Genomic DNA, 16,855 nt, shown 5'->3' on the forward strand with positions numbered 1-16,855 from the left:
CCGGCCGGAACGGACACTTCGACCAGCAGTCGCCTGCCGGAGACGGCAGGAGCCGGGCCTGATGGTGGGACACGAAGACCTCCGTGCGGTGCAGTCTTAGACACCTCCACCGCACCGGAGGTCTTCGCCATTGATCAAGGCCCAGCGGCGGCTGTGGGCAACGCTCGTGAGCAATACACCTAGCCGCCGTAGGGGCGGGTGGCGCGGGCCTCGCGGAGGGTTACCGCCCACCAGGTCAGCTGGTGGAGCAGGGCGTCGGCGGCCTGGGTGGCGACGGCCGGTTCGTGCAGGTCGCCGGCGTCGTCGAAGAGGGTGCCGGCGAGCGGGAAGCTCACCGTTTCGCGCACCGTGGTGGCGTGCAACTCGGCGAAGATCAGCCGCAGTTGTTCAACGGCGCGGAGGCCGCCGGAGACCCCGCCGTACGAGACGAAGCCGACCGGCTTGGCCTGCCACTGGGTGTGCAGCAGGTCGATGGCGTGCTTGAGCGGGGCGGGGAAGGAGTGGTTGTACTCCGGGGTGATCACGACGAACGCGTCCGCCTCGTCCACGCGCTTGGCGTAGGACTCGTACTCCTCGCTGCCGTAACGGAGTTCGTACGGGCGGACCGCGTCCAGGTCGATGACGTCCACGTCGGTGTGCGGGTGGCGTTCGGTCTGCCGGGTGAACCAGTTCGCGATGACGGGTGCGAACCGGCCCTCCCGGGTGCTGCCGATGATCACTGCGAGGCGGTAGGGGTGCTCGGACATGCGGGGCCCTTCATGGCGTGCGTGACGACGCGTGAGTCGGTGACGGCTGGGGCGCCGTCGGGACTCGACGCTAGGACCTCAAGCAAACTTGAGGTCAAGCGCGGGCGCCGCGTGCCGGGCCCTGTGCCGTGCCCCCGCCGGGCTCTCTGCCGTGCCCACGCCGGGCCGTCTGCCGTGCCCACGCCGGGCCGTCTGCCGTGGCACCTGCCGGGCCGTCCGGCGTACCGTCCGCCGGGTCAGGTCACTCCGCGCCGAACAGCTTCAGCAGCTCCGCCTTCTCGAACATCCGGGCCGTGTCGATCGCCGAGGGGGTGCCGGCCGACGGGTCCGCGCCGTGGGCCACCAGGACCTTGACGACCTCGTCCTCGGCCTTGAAGACCGCGCCGGCGAGCGGGGTCTGGCCGCGGTCGTTGGGGCGGTCGGCGTCGGCGCCGCGCTGCAACAGGGCCTCTACGGTGGCCGGGTGGCCGTGGTACGCCGCCAGCATCACGAGCGAGTCGCCCTTGTCGTTGGTCAGGTTGGCGGGAACGCCCGCGTCCACGTAGGCGGCGACGGTGTCGGTGTCACCGTTCCGCGCCAGGTCGAACACCTTGGCCGCGAGCTGCAGTACCTCGGGGTCGTGCGCGTGCTCGATCGCCTCGGGCCCCTGCGGCTCGGAATTCGCGTCGCTCATGGTCGCCGGCCTCCTGCTGTGGTGGGTGGTGCGTGCGCTGTCATCGCCACCTTATGCAGGCCCACGCCGTTGCGGCAGCGGGCACGGGCACGGGCACGGGCACGGGCACGGGCACGGGCACGGGCACGGGCACGGACGGGGCGGCTGCGCGGTGGCTCCGCGGCCGCGCCCCCGCAGCCCGGCGGCCCCGAGCCGTCGCCCCCAGCCGCAGCCCGGAGCCGTCCCAGCCCCGCCCCGGACCCGTCCGCAGCCCCCGCCCCGAGCCGTCAGCCCCGGCCCCTCAGAAACTGGCGCGGATTTCCCCGACCCGGGCGCCGCCGCCGAGGAGCGGGGCGTCTTCGAGGCGGGCGAGTACGGGGTGGTCGATGCCCATGAGGCGCAGGGTGCGGGCGAGGACCGGGCCGAGGGTGCGGGTGGCGCCGTCGTCGATCTTGAAGGCCAGGGCGCGGCCGTCGGGGAGGGCCAGGGCCTGTACGGCCTCGGCGCCCATCTTGGCGAGGGTGCCGTGGAGGGCCTGCATCAGCCAGGTGTCGGGGCGGCGGGTGCCGGCGACGAACTCCGGGTGGGCGCGCATCGCGTCCGCGACCCGCCGCTCCGGGGTGCCGGGCTCGGCCAGGACGAAGTGCCGGAAGGCGCGGGCCAGGCCCGTCAGGGAGAGGGAGAGCAGGGGCGCGCCGCAGCCGTCCGTGCCGATGTGGGCGACGTCCTCGCCGCCGGCGATGCGGACCCCGTCGGCCACCAGTTGCTGCAGCGGATGGTCCGGGTCGAGGTACGAGGCGAGCGGCCAGCCGTTGAGGGCGGCGGCGGCCAGCATGGCGGCGTGCTTGCCCGAGCAGTTCATGGTGAGACGGTCGCGGGCCCGGCCTGAGGCGAGGTAGGCCTCGGCCTCCTCGGGGTCCAGCGGCAGGTCCGCCGGCGTCTGGAGCTGGTCGGCTCTCAGCCCGTGCTCGGCCAGCATGGTCCGTACGAGCGCGAGGTGGAACGGCTCGCCGGAGTGGCTCGCGGCGGCCAGCGCCAGCCGCTCACCGGAGAGGTCCAGGCCCGCCCGCAGCACCGCCGCGGCCTGCATCGGCTTGTTCGTGGAGCGGGGGAAGACCGGCGCGGTGACCTCACCCAGCGCCCAGTCCACGCTGCCATCGGCCGCCAGGACCACCAGCGAGCCGCGGTGCCGGCCCTCGACGAAGCCGGAGCGGACGACCTCGGCGAGGACGGGGTGCGCCGCGACGGACACCGCCGCCCCGGAAACCGGGGACGCGGCGGAGCCCGGGGGCGGCGCGGGTATCGGAGTGGGCGAGGTCATCGGTGGCCTTCCGGGGAGTGGCCTGCGCCCCCGGAGGCTGGTGGCCGTCAGGACAGCAGGTCGTCTACTTGGGCTTCGCCTTCACGGTACCTGCGGGCGATTTCCGCACTGCAATCGTCCGTGGTGCGCTGCAGCGACTGGCGGCGCCGCGACACCTGCTGCTCGTAGCGGATCAGGCGGCCCATCGCGTCGTGCAGCTCCTGGTCCGTACGCGCGGTGAGGTCGGAGAGCTCCACCTCACCGAGCATCTCCTCGGCCAGCCTGCGGTACTCCTCGCTGTGCGGGGTCCCGAGCGTCACGTGCCGTGCCGAGGAGCGGTGCCGCGACGGCAGGTCCGTCAGGATCTCCGGGAGCCGGTCGAGGAGGGGGGAGTGCTGGGTGGTCCGGCGGGCGATCTCGGCCCGCAGAATGTCGATCCGGCCCTGCAACAGCCGCCGCACGTAGCTCAGATCGGCCTCTTCCTGCTGCGAATCACGCCGCACCACCCGCAACTCGGGCAGCCCCAGACCGGACAGATCGGGGGTCGTCGCCGGACGGCAGTGATCGCGCTGCTGTGGGGGGCGGGGGTGCTGCCCCTTGCCTGCCGGGAGCATGGGGCCGTCCTCCGTGCCGGGGGGCTCGACGCGGGCCGTCGCCGCGGTCGTGGTCGTCGTCAGGGCGGCGGGCGGCGGTGGGGTGCCGGGTGCCGGACGGGCAGGGTCCGTCGTGGGGGCGGTGGATGTCGTCCGTCCGGTCGGTGTCGTACGGGCGGTTGGTACGGGACCGGGTGTCTGTCCGGCGCCGAGAGTGCTCATGAATCGTTCCGTCCCCTCGTCCGGTGCCGCGTCCTGGGCATGTTGTCCATGAAACGCACCACGTGCACGCATCGTGCCACTCTGGGCGGTCCTTCTGCAGGGCCATGGCACCCGAACGGCCCCCGTGGGGGCACTGCTGTCCGAAGGCAGCGGCCCGCCCGGCATCATGGCGGGTATGCGAGCTGTGGTGCAGAGGATTGACGGCGCACGCGTCGAGGTGGCGGGCGAGACGGTCGGGGAGATCGTCGGTGAGGGGCTGTGCGTGCTGGTGGGGGTCACGCACGACGACACACCGCTCAAGGCGGCGCAGCTCGCCCGCAAGCTGTGGTCGGTGCGGCTGCTGCAGGGCGAGAAGTCCTGCTCGGACACCTCGGCGCCGCTCCTGGTGATCAGCCAGTTCACTCTCTACGGTGACGCCCGCAAGGGGCGCCGGCCCACCTGGAACGCCGCGGCCCCGGGGCCGGTCGCCGAGCCGCTGGTCGACGAGGTCGTCGCACAGCTGCGGGCGCTGGGCGCCGCGGTCGAGACCGGCCGCTTCGGGGCCGACATGAAGGTGTCGCTGACCAACGACGGGCCGTTCACGGTGCTGGTGGAGGTGTAGCCGGGACCGGGGCCCCGCGTCACCGACCGGTTCCCGCCGCGTCACGGCAGCCGTAGCCGGGGCAGGAGCCCGCCGCCCCTACGGCTCGACGACGACCTCCTGGGCCGCCGCGGTGCCGCCCGCCATCAGCGGGGCGTCCACCGGCACGTTCCGCTTGACCAGGGCGAGGGCGATCGGGCCGAGCTCGTGATGGCGGGCCGAGGTGGTGACGAAGCCGAGCTGGCGGCCCTCCTCGCCGTCCGCGGCGAGGCGGATGGGGGTGCCGTGCGGCGGCAGATGGACCTCACTGCCGTCCAGGTGCAGGAAGACCAGCCGGCGCGGCGGCTTGCCGAGGTTGTGGACCCGGGCGACGGTCTCCTGGCCGCGGTAGCAGCCCTTCTGGAGGTGGACGGCGCTGCCGATCCAGCCCACTTCGTGCGGGATGGTGCGGTGGTCGGTCTCCATGCCCAGCCGGGGGCGGTGGGCCTCGACGCGCAGCGCCTCCAGCGCCAGTACGCCGATGGCCGGGCCGTGGGTGTCGGCGAACGCCTCCAGGCCGGTGCGCGGCAGGAACAGATCGCGGCCGTGCGGGGTCTCGCGGACGACGGTGTGCTCGGGCGCCTCGGCGATGGAGCCGGCCGGCAGATGCACGACGGCGATCTCGTCGGTACGGTCGGCGACCTCGACCCGGTAGAAGAACTTCATGCTCTCCAGGTAGGCGATCAGCGCCTCCTGCATGCCCGGTTCGGTGTGCATCCAGGTCGTCTCGCCGTCGTCGACGAGGGAGACGGCATGCTCGATGTGGCCGTGCGCGGAGAGGATCAGCGCCTCGGTGGCCTGGCCGGGTGGGAGGTCGCTGACGTGCTGGGTGAGCAGCAGGTGCAGCCAGCTCAGCCGCTCGGCGCCGGTGACGGTGACCACGCCGCGGTGTGAGAGGTCGACGAAGCCGGAGCCGTCGGCGAGCGCGCGCTGCTCCCGGAAGAGGTCGCCGTAGTGCGCGGCAACGCCTTCGTCGGGGGCCTCGGCGGGGACTGCGCCGGGCAGCGACAGCAGGGGGCTGGCGGGTGATTGTCGCAGCATGCGCCCAGCCTACGACTCGCGTGCAACTGCCTCAGCCGTCGCCCGGGGCGGCCTTGCCCCGGCAGGCCGCGCAGCGCCCGAAGATCGCGAAGTGCTTCATGTCCGTCTCGAAGCCGAACTGTTCGCGCAGCTGCGCCGTGAACGGTGCGGCCACCGACAGATCCGCCTCGATGACGTCCGTGCAGTCCCGGCACACCAGGTGGATGTGGTGGTGGCGGTCGGCGAGGTGGTACGTGGGGGCGCCGTGGCCGAGGTGGGCATGGCTGACCAGGTCCAGCTCCTCCAGGAGCTCCAGGGTCCGGTAGACGGTGGAGATGTTCACCCCGCCCGCCGTCTTGCGCACCTCGGTGAGGATGTCGTCCGGGGTGGCGTGCTCCAGCCTGTCCACAGCCTCCAGCACGAGCTGACGCTGCGGGGTCAGGCGGTATCCGCGCCTGCGGAGGTCGCTCTGCCAGTCTTTGGTCACCACACCGCCAGTATGAAGTGCTCTCCCCGGGACGGCGAAGATTCCTGCCTGCTGTGCGGTGGTCTTCGGCCGCCGTCCACGGCGCGTGGTGCCAAGCGCTGTGCGCCGCGGGCAACCGGGGGCGCGGGAGGGGGCGGTCCGCCCCACAACGGGGGCGGACTCTCCCGGGTGCCTTACGGGTTGTAGGGCGTGCCGTCCGGCCGGAAGAAGGAGACGCCGTCCGGCATGTCCTCGGGGAGGCTCTCCGCCCATTCCTTGAGGTCGGCGACCTTCTTCAGATGCGCCGACATGTAGGGCCGCAGCGGCACGTCCGGGGTGGACTTCTCGCCGACCCACATCAGATCGCTGTTGACGTAGCCGTAGAGCCGCTTGCCGCCGCTGTACGGGCCGGACGCGGCGGTGCGCGCGATGGCGTCGGTGGCCAGGTCGATCTGCGGCTTCTGGTCGGCCAGCTCGCCGTACCAGACCTCCACCACGCCCTGGTCCCGGCACATCACGATCTCGACCTTGCGGTCCGCGTCGATGCGCCAGAAGCCGGTTTCGGTCTCCAGGGGGCGGACCTTCTTGCCCTCGCCGTCGAGCACCCAGCTGTGCGAGGTGTATTCGAGGAAGTCACGGCCGTCGTGGGTGAAGGTGACCGCCTGCCCGAAGTTGCACTTCTCGGTGCCCGGGAAGTCGGCGACGCCGGCGCCCTCCCAGTTGCCGAGGAGGAAGGCGAGCGGCACCAGGGCCGGGTTCAGGTCGGACGGGATCTCGATCATGAGAGCTCAGACGATCTATAGAAGGGGGCGGAAGGGGTGCGCGAGGCGCGTGGCCGGCCGGGACCGGCGGTCGGTCAGCGCTGGCCCTGGTAGAGCTTCTGCCAGGTCAGAGCGGCGAACCCGAGCACACCGACGGCGACCAGAACCAGCAGGGTGGTGAAGAATGCCTCAAGCACGAGCGCGCTCCTTGGACGGAGTGAGGGGGTAACGGACCGCCTGCGAGTCTAGTCGGCGGCGCTGACAGCGGCGCTGTGAGGTCCGCCCCCAGCTCTAAAGGAGCAGGGGGGCACCCCCATCCCGCCCCTCGCGCCTACTCTTGGCCCCATGGCGAAGAAGCTCGTGATCAAGGTGACGGCGGGTGCAGATGCGCCCGAGCGGTGCTCGCAGGCGTTCACGGTGGCGGCGGTGGCGGTCGCCAGCGGCGTCGAGGTGTCGCTGTGGCTGACCGGGGAGTCGGTGTGGTTCGCGCTGCCGGGACGGGCGGCGGAGTTCGAGCTGCCGCACGCGGCGCCGCTGCCGGAACTGATCGACGGCATCCGGGCCGGCGGCGGGGCCCTCACGGTCTGCACCCAGTGCGCGGCGCGGCGTGACATCGAGCAGAAGGACCTGATCGAGGGGGCCGGGATCGCCGGTGCCCAGGTGTTCGTCAGCGAGATCATGCCGGACGACGTCCAGGCGCTGGTCTACTGAAGTCCCGCGGGCGCGGGCGGGCCTACTGGGCGTGCTTGTCGTCCCCCCGGTCGTCCAGCTCACGCCACCAGCGGTCGGACTCCGGATCGCCGGACTCGTCCCACCAGCGCTCGCCGGGCTCCCGGCGGTTGCCGATGATCGCCGCGACCGGCGGGATCACCATCGCGACGACGCACATCCCCACCGCGGCCGGCACCGACCACAGCCGCACCACGCCCCACGCCAGGACGAACAGCACCAGGCACACGCCCATCAGGACGAAGTACCTGCGATGGCGGCGCTCTACGGGCGACCGGCGGTGCGCGTCCATGTCTCCACGGTAAGTCCGCACGGGGCCGGACAGAAGTCGGGCGGAGCCCCGGCCCGGGCCGCCCAGTGCCCGGACACGGCCGAAGGGCCGCACCCCCGATCAAGGCGTCCAAACCTCTGGGGTGCGGCCCTTCGGCCATCATTGCCGTCAGACGGCGATGGCAACCTCCGCCAGGCCGCCCTTCTGGGCGACGACGGTGCGGTCCGCGGTGCCGCCCGGGACGAGCGCACGCAGCGTCCAGGTGCCCTCGGCCGCGTAGAAGCGGAACTGTCCGGTCGCGGAGGTGGGAACCTCGGCGGTGAACTCGCCGGTGCTGTCCAGGAGTCGGACGTAACCGGTGACGGGCTCGCCGTCGCGGGTCACGCTGCCCTGGATCGTGGTCTCACCGGGCTTGATGGTCGAGGCGTCCGGGCCGCCTGCCTGTGCTCCACACATAGGGGTACTTCCTTGAGGGGTAAGGGAGAAGCGGGGGTGGTTACTTGTTGGCGCCGAGCTCGATCGGCACGCCGACCAGCGAGCCGTACTCGGTCCAGGAGCCGTCGTAGTTCTTGACGTTGGTCTGGCCGAGGAGCTCGTGCAGCACGAACCAGGTCAGCGCGGAGCGCTCGCCGATCCTGCAGTAGGCGATGGTGTCCTTCGCCAGGTCGACGGACTCCTCCTCGTAGAGGGCCTTGAGCTCGTCGTCCGACTTGAAGGTGCCGTCGTCGTTGGCGTTCTTCGACCACGGGATGTTGCGGGCGCTGGGCACGTGGCCGGGGCGCTGCGACTGCTCCTGCGGGAGGTGCGCCGGGGCGAGCAGCTTGCCGCTGAACTCGTCGGGGGAGCGCACGTCGACGAGGTTGAGGTTGTCGATCGCGGCGACGACGTCGTCACGGAAGGCGCGGATGGCCGTGTTCTGGGCCTTGGCCTTGTACTCGGTCGCCGGGCGCTGCGGGACCTCGGAGCCGTCGACCAGGTCGCGCGAGTCCAGCTCCCACTTCTTGCGGCCGCCGTCGAGCAGCTTGACGCTGTCGTGGCCGTAGAGCTTGAAGTACCAGTAGGCGTAGGAGGCGAACCAGTTGTTGTTGCCGCCGTAGAGGACGACGGTGTCGTCGTTGGCGATGCCCTTGGCCGAGAGCAGCTTCTCGAAGCCCGCCTGGTCGACGAAGTCGCGGCGCACCGGGTCCTGGAGGTCCTGCTTCCAGTCGATGCGGACGGCGTTCTTGATGTGGTTCTTGTCGTAGGCCGAGGTGTCCTCGTCGACCTCTACGAGGACGACCTTCGGGTCCTCGAGGTGGCTTTCGACCCAGTCGGCGTCTACGAGGACGTCGCTACGGCTCATGGTGTTCTCCTCCGGGGCAGTTGCGGGGGCGGTTGCAGAGTGGCACGCGGTTCCGCCGGGTACGCGCGAATGATCTCCGGGCGGGAGGCCCGGACGGGCGCTGTGCGGGGGCGAGCGGACGGCGGCCCGAGGGGCCGGCCGGGTGAGGACGGGCGGGGAAGGCCCGTCAGACAGGGCGACAGAGCATGGCGGCGACGCGGCACAGGTCTACTGCCCGCCGCTTCGTCAGTACCGCACGTCCCCGTGGACGGAGACCGCTCAATGAGCTCTGCATGGCTCCGATCGTAGGGAGGCAGAGTGGGGCGTGTCACCGGCGTGTCGAATAGCGAGACGCGATTGTCCGCAATGTGGGACGGGATGCGTTTCCGGGCGCGCGTCCGCAGGTCCGCGGGGCCCGTACGCCGGTGGGGGGTCTGGCGTACGGACCGGGGCGTCTCAGGAAATGGACGGCGGGACGGATCCGGGCGGCGGCGCGAGCCGATCGGGCAGGACGAGCGGCCGGCGGAGGCGGCGGACCGGGCGGCGGCGCGGGCCGGTGGGGCGGCCCGCCGTGGCGGATCGGTCGGCCGTGGTGGCCGGTCAGCCGGGAAGCTTGACGTTCTTGCCGGAGGCGGAGATCGAGATGCCGTCGGGCATCGTCACGACCTTCTCCAGCTTCAGGTTGCCGGGCAGCTGCTCCAGCTTCCAGTCGTGGTCGGTCTGGGCGCGGACCTTGGCCTCGCAGCCCGGGAGGACCTTGCACATCCCGGGGAGCCCGTCGGCCCGCAGCCGGACGGTGTCGCCGTGCACGATGCTGATGGAGCCGGTCACGTCCAGCTGGCTGAGCAGCGGGACGTTCGGCGATATCTTGACCTGGCTGCGGCCGTTCTTCTCCCCGCCGTAGGTGACCTTGACGTCGGCGCCCGCCGCCTTGGTCAGGTCGGCGTAGTTGATCCGGGCGTTGCCGGTCGCCCAGGCGGCGCTCTCGATGGACGTGTAGTCGCTGTTCAGCGTGACCTCGTGGAACTGTGCGGACAGCTGGTCGATGCGCAGCGTGCGTCCCTGGGCACGGGCCTGGATGCCGCCGAGGTCGGCGTCCACCTCCTGGAGGCTGCGCCCGGCGACCTGGGTCAGGAACGGGAATCCCTTGATGGCGACGTTCGGCGCCTTGTCGAGCCCCTGGCTGCTGCGGATCTTGTCCGCGGCCTTGTCCTCGGCGAGATTCACCGCGACCCGGTCGGCCGCCACGAACAGCCCGCCGAGTATGACCACGACGAACAACAGCACGCGAAGTGCACGCATCGAACCACTTCCCCCACACCTGGGCCGGATACCGGCCGACTCGTCCGGGCAGGCCCCCTGCCTGCGTTCCGGGGGAGCCTAGACGACGGGGTACGGGAAGCGGGAGGCGGCGGCCGCCGGACGGCACAGGGCGCTTTTCCGGCGGCCGCCGCTCCGTTTCGCTGCTGAATCCTGTGGTTCCTGTGGTTCCTGCGGATTCCGCGGCTTCTGTGCGTGCTTCGGTGGCTATCCCGGCGTGGTCATCCCAGCGTCCGCCCCAGGACGTAGACCGCGGGCGCGGCCAGGGCCAGCGGCAGGGCCACCCCGGCCGTCAGATGGACGAAGCGGGACGGGTAGTCGTAACTGGCCACCCGCAGCCCGATCAGGGCGCAGCCGCCGGCCGCCAGGCCCAGCAGCGCACCGGACGCACCGAGGCCGGTGAGCTGGCCGGCCGCGATACCGGCGCCCGCGGCGGCCACCAGGGAGACGCCGATCGAGGCGGGGCCGGGCAGCGGCAGCGCACGGGCGAGGGTGGCCACCGCGGCCCCGGCGGCGCCGACCACCACCGCATACGGGCTCGCCGCGAGCTGGCCGGCGGCGAGCACCACGAGCGCGGTCGAGGTCAGGCCCGCGGTCAGGGCGTACATCCGCTCGTCGGCGCTGCTGCGGTTGCGCAGCTGGAGGACGAGGACGAGCAGACACCACACGCCGAGCGTGCCGATGCCCACCAGCGGCGCGCTCTCGCGGTCGGTGGCCAGCAGCGCGGCATCGGTGGTCAGGCCGGCGAGGAAGGCGAGCGCGATGCCCTGCCGGGCCGGCCACATGCCGTTGAGCCGGAACCAGCCGGCGGCGGTGACCGCTTGCAGCAGCGCCACCGGGACGGCGAGCACGGGGCGGCCCAGCGGCGCGGTCAGCGCCAGCAGCAGGGCGAGCCCGGCGGTCAGCGCGGCCGGCTGGATGCCGGGCGGGATGATCGGCGAGCGGCCCTCGGCGCGGGCGCGCTGGTTCGCCGCGAGCGGCGCGCTGGAGACCGGCGGGGTGGGCAGCGGCGGCTTCGCCGCGGGCGTGGCGGGCGCCGGCCTGGCCTGCTGCTGGGGGTGGGCGCGGCCGTAGGGGTCCTCGGCCGGCCGCGCGCTCTGGTGCTGGGGCGGCAGCTGCGAGGGCTCCGCGGACGGGATGCGGTGGCCGTCGTGGCCGTAGGGCGGCTGCTGTGCGGGCTGGTGGGGTTGCTGCGGCTGCTGCCGTGCGTGCTGCGGTCGCTGCCCGTACTGCTGCTGCCCGTACGCCTCCCGCCCGTGCTGCTGCTGCCCGTACTGCCGGCCGTACGGGTCGTGCCCCGGCTGCTGCCCGTACTGCTGCTGCGCGTACGGGTCGTGCCCCGGCTGCTGCGGGGGCGCGGCGTGGGCCGGCCGGCCGTACGGCCCCTGCGCGGACTGCTGCGGCCGGGGGGCGTACGGATCCTGCGGGGCGTAGGGCTCCTGCGGGGCGTAGGGATCGGGGCGGCCGTACGGGTCCTGCCGGGCGGCGGGATCGTGCGGCGGGTACGGGTTGCGGTGCTGCGGCTGGTTGTCGCTCATGATCGTGTGCTCACCCTCCCGCGAACGGCGGCAGTACCTCGACGGTCCCGCCCTCTGCCAGCGGCACCGCCCCGTGGTCGCGGGTGCCGACCGGATCGCCGTCCACCAGGAAGGAGCAGCGCAGCAGTACGCGCGCGAACTCGGGGTTCGCGGCGTGCGCCGTCCGCGCCGCGTCGAGCGCCTCGGCGAGCGTCGCCGCCGCATACAGCTCCTCTGCCGTGCCGGCGGCGGCCTTGGCCGCTGCCCAGTAGCGCACGGTGCCAGTTGTTGTCACGGCGGCCTCTTCGTCGTGTCGGTCGGTCGGGGGGCTGCCCGTGGTGGCGGGCACCCCGTCGTTGCCGCCTCCATGATGGCGTACGTGGCGGGCGGTCCGGTTCCGGGCGATGTCCGGCACAGCCGACTGTCCGTGCGGCGCCGGCCGGGGAAATTCGGTTGCTGTGGGCACATGTTCGCCTAGGCTCACTGTGTGTTGGTCCGACTTGCATGGGCGCATTTGCGGCCCCACAGACGCGCGATCTCCCTGATCGTGCTGCTCCAGCTGATCCAGACCCTGGCCACCCTCTATCTGCCGACCCTCAACGCCGACATCATCGACAACGGTGTCGTGAAGGGGGACACGGGCTACATCCTCGGCACCGGCGCCTACATGATCGCCGTCACTCTCCTGCAGATCGTCTGCGCGATCGGTGCGGTCTATTTCGGTGCCCGTACGGCCATGGCGCTCGGCCGGGACGTCCGCGCCGCGGTCTTCGACCGGGTGCTGTCCTTCTCCGCCCGGGAAATGGGCGCCTTCGGGGCGCCGTCGCTGATCACCCGCACGACCAATGACGTCCAGCAGGTCCAGATGCTGGTGCTGATGACGTTCACGATGATGGTCTCGGCGCCGATCATGTGCATCGGCGGTGTGCTGATGGCGCTGCACCAGGACGTGCCGCTGTCCGGCCTGCTGCTGGTCATCGTGCCGGTGCTGGGGCTCCTGATCTCCCTGATCGTGCGCCGGCTGCGGCCGCTCTTCCGCGGGGTGCAGCAGCGCATCGACATCGTCAACCGCGTACTGCGCGAGCAGATCGCCGGTATCCGCGTCATCCGCGCCTTTGTCCGCGACCGCTACGAGCGCGAGCGCTTCGCCGGGGCCAACACCGATCTGTTCGAGGTGTCGCTGCGCTCCGGCCGGCTGATGTCGATGATGTTCCCGCTGGTCATGCTGATCGTGAACCTCTCCAGCGTGGCCGTCGTCTGGTTCGGCGGGCTGCGGATCGACTCCGGCGAGATGCAGATCGGCGCGCTGACGGCGTTCCTCAGCTACCTCATGTACATCCTGATGTCGATCATGATGGCGACGTTCATGGTGATGATGCTGCCGCGCGCCGAGGTCTGCGCCGAGCGCATCCAGGAGGTGCTGTCGACCGACTCCAGCGTCATCCCGCCCGAAAACCCGGTCACCGAGCTGCGCCGGCACGGCGAACTGGAGCTGCGCCACGTCGAGTTCCGCTTCCCCGGTGCCGAGCAGCCGGTCCTCAAGGACGTCTCGCTGACCGCCCGCCCCGGTGAGACCACCGCCGTCATCGGCTCCACCGGCTCCGGCAAGTCGACCCTGCTGGGGCTCGTACCGCGGCTGTTCGACGCGACCGGCGGCGCGGTCCTGGTGGACGGCGAGGACGTCCGCACCCTCGACCAGGAGACGCTGGCCCGGACCATCGGCCTGGTCCCGCAGAAGCCGTACCTCTTCTCCGGGACCGTCGCCACCAATCTGCGCTACGGCAATCCGGACGCCACCGACGAGGAGCTGTGGCACGCCCTGGAGACCGCCCAGGCGCGGGAGTTCGTCGAGCGGATGGAGGGCGGTCTGGACGCTCCCGTCGCGCAGGGCGGCGGCAATGTCTCCGGCGGCCAGCGGCAGCGGCTGGCCATCGCGCGGGCGCTGGTGCGCCGGCCCGAGATCTACCTCTTCGACGACTCCTTCTCCGCGCTGGACTATGCGACGGACGCCGCGCTGCGGGCCGCGCTGTCCCGGGAGACCGACCGCGCGACGGTGGTGATCGTCGCCCAGCGGGTCGCCACGATCCGCGGCGCCGACCGGATCGTCGTCCTCGACGAGGGCCGGGTCGTCGGCACCGGCACCCACACCGAGCTGATGGCCGGCAACGAGACCTACCGGGAGATCGTGCTCTCCCAGCTCACCGAGCAGGAGGCGGCGTGACCACCGCGGACAAGGCGCCGGCCGCCGGGACCCCGTCCGCCGGCGGGGAGAGTGCTCAGGCGGCGCCCCGAAGAGGCCCGGCCCCGGCGATCGGGCCCGCCCGGATGATGGGCGGCCAGCCCACCGAGAAGTCGATGGACTTCAAGGGCTCCGGCAAGCGGCTGCTGGCCCAGATGCGGCCCGAGCGCGGCGTCATCGGCCTCGCGCTGACGCTGACCGCGCTCAGCGTGACGCTGACGGTGGTGGGCCCCAAGGTCCTCGGCCGCGCCACCGACCTGATCATGTCCGGCATCGTCGGCCGCCGGCTGCCCGAGGGGATCACCAAGGCCCAGGCGGTGGCCCAGCTGCGCGCCCACGGCCAGGGCGGGATCGCCGACATGCTCGGCACGATGCCGGTCGTCCCCGGCCAGGGCATCGACTTCGGCGCCGTCGGCGGGGTCCTGCTCTGGGCCGCCCTGATCTACGCGGGCGCCTCGGTGTTCGGCTTCGTACAGGCCCGGATCGCCACCCGGGTCGTCCAGCGGACCGTTTTCCGGCTGCGCGAGCAGGTCGAGGAGAAGCTGGCGCGGCTGCCGCTGAGCTACTTCGACCGGCAGCAGCGCGGCGAGGTGCTCTCCCGGGCGACCAACGACATCGACAACATCCAGCAGACGCTGCAGCAGACCCTCAGCCAGATGGTCACCTCGCTGCTGACCATCGCCGGGGTGCTGGCGATGATGTTCTGGATCTCGTGGCTGCTGGCGCTGGTCGCCCTGGTCACGGTCCCGGTCTCGCTCGTCGTCGCCACCCAGGTCGGCAAGCGCGCCCAGCCGCAGTTCGTCCGGCAGTGGAAGACCACCGGCAAGCTCAACGCGCACATCGAGGAGATGTACACCGGCCACAGCCTGGTGAAGGTCTTCGGCCGCCAGCGGGAGTCCGCCGAGCTGTTTAGGCAGCAGAACGAGGCCCTGTACGCCGCCGGGTTCCGGGCCCAGTTCATCTCCGGGATCATCCAGCCCGCGATGATGTTCATCGGCAATCTGAACTACGTCATGGTGGCGGTCGTCGGCGGTCTGCGGGTCGCCTCCGGGGCGCTGTCGATCGGTGACGTCCAGGCCTTCATCCAGTACTCCCGGCAGTTCAGCCAGCCGCTCACCCAGGTCGCCTCGATGGCCAACCTCGTCCAGTCCGGCGTCGCCTCCGCCGAGCGGGTCTTCGAACTCCTCGACGCCGCCGAGCAGGAGCCCGACGCCGCCCGGCCGGCCCGGCCCGAACGGGTCGAGGGACGCGTCGGATTCGAGGACGTCACCTTCCACTACACGGCCGACAAACCGCTCATCGAAGGGCTGTCGCTGGCCGTCCACCCCGGGCAGACGGTGGCGATCGTCGGCCCGACGGGCGCCGGCAAGACCACGCTGGTCAATCTGCTGATGCGCTTCTACGAGGTGCGCGGCGGCCGGATCACCCTCGACGGCACGGACATCGCCGCCATGTCGCGCGAGGAGCTGCGGTCCCATATCGGCATGGTCCTCCAGGACACCTGGCTCTTCGGCGGCACGGTCGCGGAGAACATCGCCTACGGAGCGCCCGCGGGCACCTCGATGGACAAGATCGTGGCGGCGGCCAGGGCCACCCATGTCGACCGCTTCGTGCGCACCCTGCCGGACGGCTACGACACCGTGCTCGACGACGAGGGCGGCAACGTCTCGGCCGGTGAGAAGCAGCTGATCACCATCGCCCGGGCCTTCCTCGCCGAACCGGCCATCCTCGTCCTGGACGAGGCCACCAGCTCGGTCGACACCCGCACCGAGGTGCTCATCCAGCATGCGATGGCCCGGCTCCGCAGCGGCCGCACCAGCTTCGTCATCGCCCACCGGCTCTCCACCATCCGCGACGCCGACGTCATCCTGGTGATGGAGAACGGCGCGATCGTCGAGCAGGGCTCCCATGACGCCCTGCTGGCGACGGGCGGCGCCTATGCCCGCCTGTATGCGGCGCAGTTCGCGGAGGCGGTGGCCGAGACGGAGTGAGCGCGCAGCGGCGGGCGACCGATGCCCTACGCCGGTGTGTGCGCCGTGATCCACTCCCCGATCCGCCCCAGCAGCTCCGGCGCGGCCGCGTTCTCGGCGTGTCCGAAGCCCTGCTCGATCCACAGCTCCGCCGTCGCGGGGTCGGCGGCCGACATCAGCATCCGCGGATGGTCGAGGGGGAAGTACGGGTCACGGTCACCGTGGACCACCAGCAGCGGGGTGGGCGCGATCAGCCCGGCGGCCTCGGTGGGGGAGAGCGGGACGGGGTCCCAGTCCTCGGGGTGGATTCTGGTGCGCAGCCCGAGCCGGGAGACGAGCCGTCCGGTGGGGCGGGTGATCACCCAGTGGAGGCGGCGCATGGCCGCGGTGCCGCGGTAGTACCAGCGGGCGGGGGCGCTCACCGCGACGACCGTGTCGGGGTGCGCATCCGTGCGCTCCCCGTGCTCCCCCGGGCCGTGCAGGGCCGCGTGCCGCAGGACGACCGAGCCGCCCATGGAGAAGCCGACGGTGGCGACCCGGCGGTGGCCCAGGGCGCGGGCCCAGCGGACCGCGGCGGCCAGATCCTCGACCTCGCGGTCGCCGACCGTGGAACGCCCGCCGGAGCCGCCATGTCCACGGAAAGAAAACGTGATCACGTCCGCATGCTGGGAAAATGCGGCAGCTGCCCGACGAAGTGCGGGGCGTTCCAGGGCCCCGGTGAAGCCGTGCGCCAGGACGATCGCGGGGGTGTCGGCGCAGGCCGCCGGATCCGCTTCAGATGGGGCCCGACGGGGGGTGTGGGCGGCCTCGATCCGGACCCCGTCGGCGGTCAACAGGCACACCCGATGACCACTCGAAGTGATCGAGGGAACACAAGAGGCCGCACATTCGGCCTCGGGTCCGGGAGTCATGTGAGCTATTCTGCTGGGCAGGAAGGATCCGGGCAGCGTTGCCCCCGGGTCCTTTTGTGCTTTCAGCCACGTTCACGCGCGGCTGCGAGGACCCGTACGAAGCAGTGCCGCAGACACCCCGGCCGAGGCCGGGAGGTGCCCCCGTCGCAGGGACCGAGGAGGAACCAGACGTCATGGGCGAGCGAAGCAGGCAGGACC

The 16,855-nt window shown here is 71.9% G+C and carries 19 protein-coding genes; 4 read left to right on the forward strand and 15 right to left on the reverse strand.

Features of this window, described 5'->3' with window-relative positions; all coding sequences use genetic code 11:
* Positions 1-179: 179 nt before the first annotated feature.
* The 4 genes from BKA18_RS21180 to BKA18_RS21195 form a co-directional block, all read right to left on the reverse strand.
* On the reverse strand, positions 180-746 hold the full coding sequence (locus BKA18_RS21180; RefSeq protein WP_366047577.1) for an NADPH-dependent FMN reductase: 567 nt from the start codon (positions 744-746) through the stop codon (positions 180-182).
* A 241-nt stretch (positions 747-987) separates the two neighbouring features.
* Positions 988-1,419, reverse strand: coding sequence for an ankyrin repeat domain-containing protein (locus BKA18_RS21185; RefSeq protein WP_006603943.1), 432 nt, complete (start codon positions 1,417-1,419; stop codon positions 988-990).
* Positions 1,420-1,699: 280 nt separating this feature from the next.
* The gene (locus BKA18_RS21190; RefSeq protein ID WP_366047578.1) at positions 1,700-2,719 is read right to left on the reverse strand and encodes an asparaginase; all 1,020 of its coding nucleotides are present in this window, start codon (positions 2,717-2,719) and stop codon (positions 1,700-1,702) included.
* Between the two features lie 47 nt (positions 2,720-2,766).
* Positions 2,767-3,513 carry an RsiG family protein gene (locus tag BKA18_RS21195; protein WP_366047579.1) on the reverse strand — a complete coding sequence of 249 codons (747 nt, stop codon included), beginning with the start codon at positions 3,511-3,513 and terminating at the stop codon, positions 2,767-2,769.
* Between the two features lie 175 nt (positions 3,514-3,688).
* On the opposite strand from BKA18_RS21195, the gene dtd reads away from it, so the two are divergent.
* Complete coding sequence (gene dtd, locus BKA18_RS21200) at positions 3,689-4,114, forward strand: D-aminoacyl-tRNA deacylase (RefSeq protein WP_129246631.1); 426 nt, start codon at positions 3,689-3,691, stop codon at positions 4,112-4,114.
* A 78-nt stretch (positions 4,115-4,192) separates the two neighbouring features.
* Here the strand turns inward: dtd and ygfZ are convergent, their stop codons facing one another.
* The 3 genes from ygfZ to BKA18_RS21215 form a co-directional block, all read right to left on the reverse strand.
* On the reverse strand, positions 4,193-5,173 hold the full coding sequence (ygfZ, locus tag BKA18_RS21205) for a CAF17-like 4Fe-4S cluster assembly/insertion protein YgfZ (RefSeq protein ID WP_366047580.1): 981 nt from the start codon (positions 5,171-5,173) through the stop codon (positions 4,193-4,195).
* A 31-nt stretch (positions 5,174-5,204) separates the two neighbouring features.
* Positions 5,205-5,642: a Fur family transcriptional regulator gene (locus BKA18_RS21210; RefSeq protein WP_006603938.1), complete on the reverse strand. Its 438-nt coding sequence runs from the start codon at positions 5,640-5,642 to the stop codon at positions 5,205-5,207.
* A 170-nt stretch (positions 5,643-5,812) separates the two neighbouring features.
* Positions 5,813-6,400, reverse strand: a complete 588-nt coding sequence (locus BKA18_RS21215; RefSeq protein WP_093484548.1) for a heme-binding beta-barrel domain-containing protein — start codon at positions 6,398-6,400, stop codon at positions 5,813-5,815.
* A gap of 324 nt (positions 6,401-6,724) precedes the next feature.
* On the opposite strand from BKA18_RS21215, the gene BKA18_RS21220 reads away from it, so the two are divergent.
* Positions 6,725-7,090, forward strand: coding sequence for a DsrE family protein (locus BKA18_RS21220; RefSeq protein ID WP_006603935.1), 366 nt, complete (start codon positions 6,725-6,727; stop codon positions 7,088-7,090).
* A gap of 22 nt (positions 7,091-7,112) precedes the next feature.
* On the opposite strand, the gene BKA18_RS21225 is transcribed toward BKA18_RS21220, so the two are convergent.
* The 7 genes from BKA18_RS21225 to BKA18_RS21255 all read right to left on the reverse strand — a co-directional run bounded on the left by BKA18_RS21225 (position 7,113) and on the right by BKA18_RS21255 (position 11,814).
* A complete protein-coding gene (locus BKA18_RS21225; RefSeq protein ID WP_366047581.1) occupies positions 7,113-7,400 on the reverse strand; it encodes a DUF3099 domain-containing protein in 288 nt (95 codons plus the stop codon).
* A 147-nt stretch (positions 7,401-7,547) separates the two neighbouring features.
* Positions 7,548-7,835, reverse strand: coding sequence for a DUF1416 domain-containing protein (locus BKA18_RS21230; protein WP_006603933.1), 288 nt, complete (start codon positions 7,833-7,835; stop codon positions 7,548-7,550).
* A gap of 40 nt (positions 7,836-7,875) precedes the next feature.
* Positions 7,876-8,721 (reverse strand): sulfurtransferase, encoded by an 846-nt coding sequence (locus BKA18_RS21235; protein WP_093484550.1) that lies wholly within the window; start codon positions 8,719-8,721, stop codon positions 7,876-7,878.
* Between the two features lie 166 nt (positions 8,722-8,887).
* Positions 8,888-8,995: a putative leader peptide gene (locus BKA18_RS21240; protein ID WP_350252853.1), complete on the reverse strand. Its 108-nt coding sequence runs from the start codon at positions 8,993-8,995 to the stop codon at positions 8,888-8,890.
* A 305-nt stretch (positions 8,996-9,300) separates the two neighbouring features.
* Positions 9,301-10,002, reverse strand: coding sequence for an LmeA family phospholipid-binding protein (locus BKA18_RS21245; RefSeq protein WP_366047582.1), 702 nt, complete (start codon positions 10,000-10,002; stop codon positions 9,301-9,303).
* Between the two features lie 239 nt (positions 10,003-10,241).
* Positions 10,242-11,558 carry a hypothetical protein gene (locus BKA18_RS21250; RefSeq protein WP_366047583.1) on the reverse strand — a complete coding sequence of 439 codons (1,317 nt, stop codon included), beginning with the start codon at positions 11,556-11,558 and terminating at the stop codon, positions 10,242-10,244.
* A 10-nt stretch (positions 11,559-11,568) separates the two neighbouring features.
* Positions 11,569-11,814 carry a MoaD/ThiS family protein gene (locus tag BKA18_RS21255; protein WP_366047654.1) on the reverse strand — a complete coding sequence of 82 codons (246 nt, stop codon included), beginning with the start codon at positions 11,812-11,814 and terminating at the stop codon, positions 11,569-11,571.
* 210 nt (positions 11,815-12,024) lie between these two features.
* Between BKA18_RS21255 and BKA18_RS21260 the strand changes: the two genes are divergently transcribed.
* Entirely contained in the window at positions 12,025-13,758 is a 1,734-nt protein-coding gene (locus tag BKA18_RS21260) for an ABC transporter ATP-binding protein (RefSeq protein WP_366047584.1), read from the forward strand.
* 107 nt (positions 13,759-13,865) lie between these two features.
* Entirely contained in the window at positions 13,866-15,767 is a 1,902-nt protein-coding gene (locus BKA18_RS21265) for an ABC transporter ATP-binding protein (RefSeq protein WP_366047655.1), read from the forward strand.
* 26 nt (positions 15,768-15,793) lie between these two features.
* On the opposite strand, the gene BKA18_RS21270 is transcribed toward BKA18_RS21265, so the two are convergent.
* Positions 15,794-16,657, reverse strand: coding sequence for an alpha/beta hydrolase family protein (locus BKA18_RS21270; RefSeq protein ID WP_429638486.1), 864 nt, complete (start codon positions 16,655-16,657; stop codon positions 15,794-15,796).
* Positions 16,658-16,855: the final 198 nt, after the last annotated feature.

Origin of the sequence: Streptomyces auratus, assembly GCF_050433025.1 — a bacterium.
Lineage (GTDB): Bacteria > Actinomycetota > Actinomycetes > Streptomycetales > Streptomycetaceae > Streptomyces > Streptomyces sioyaensis.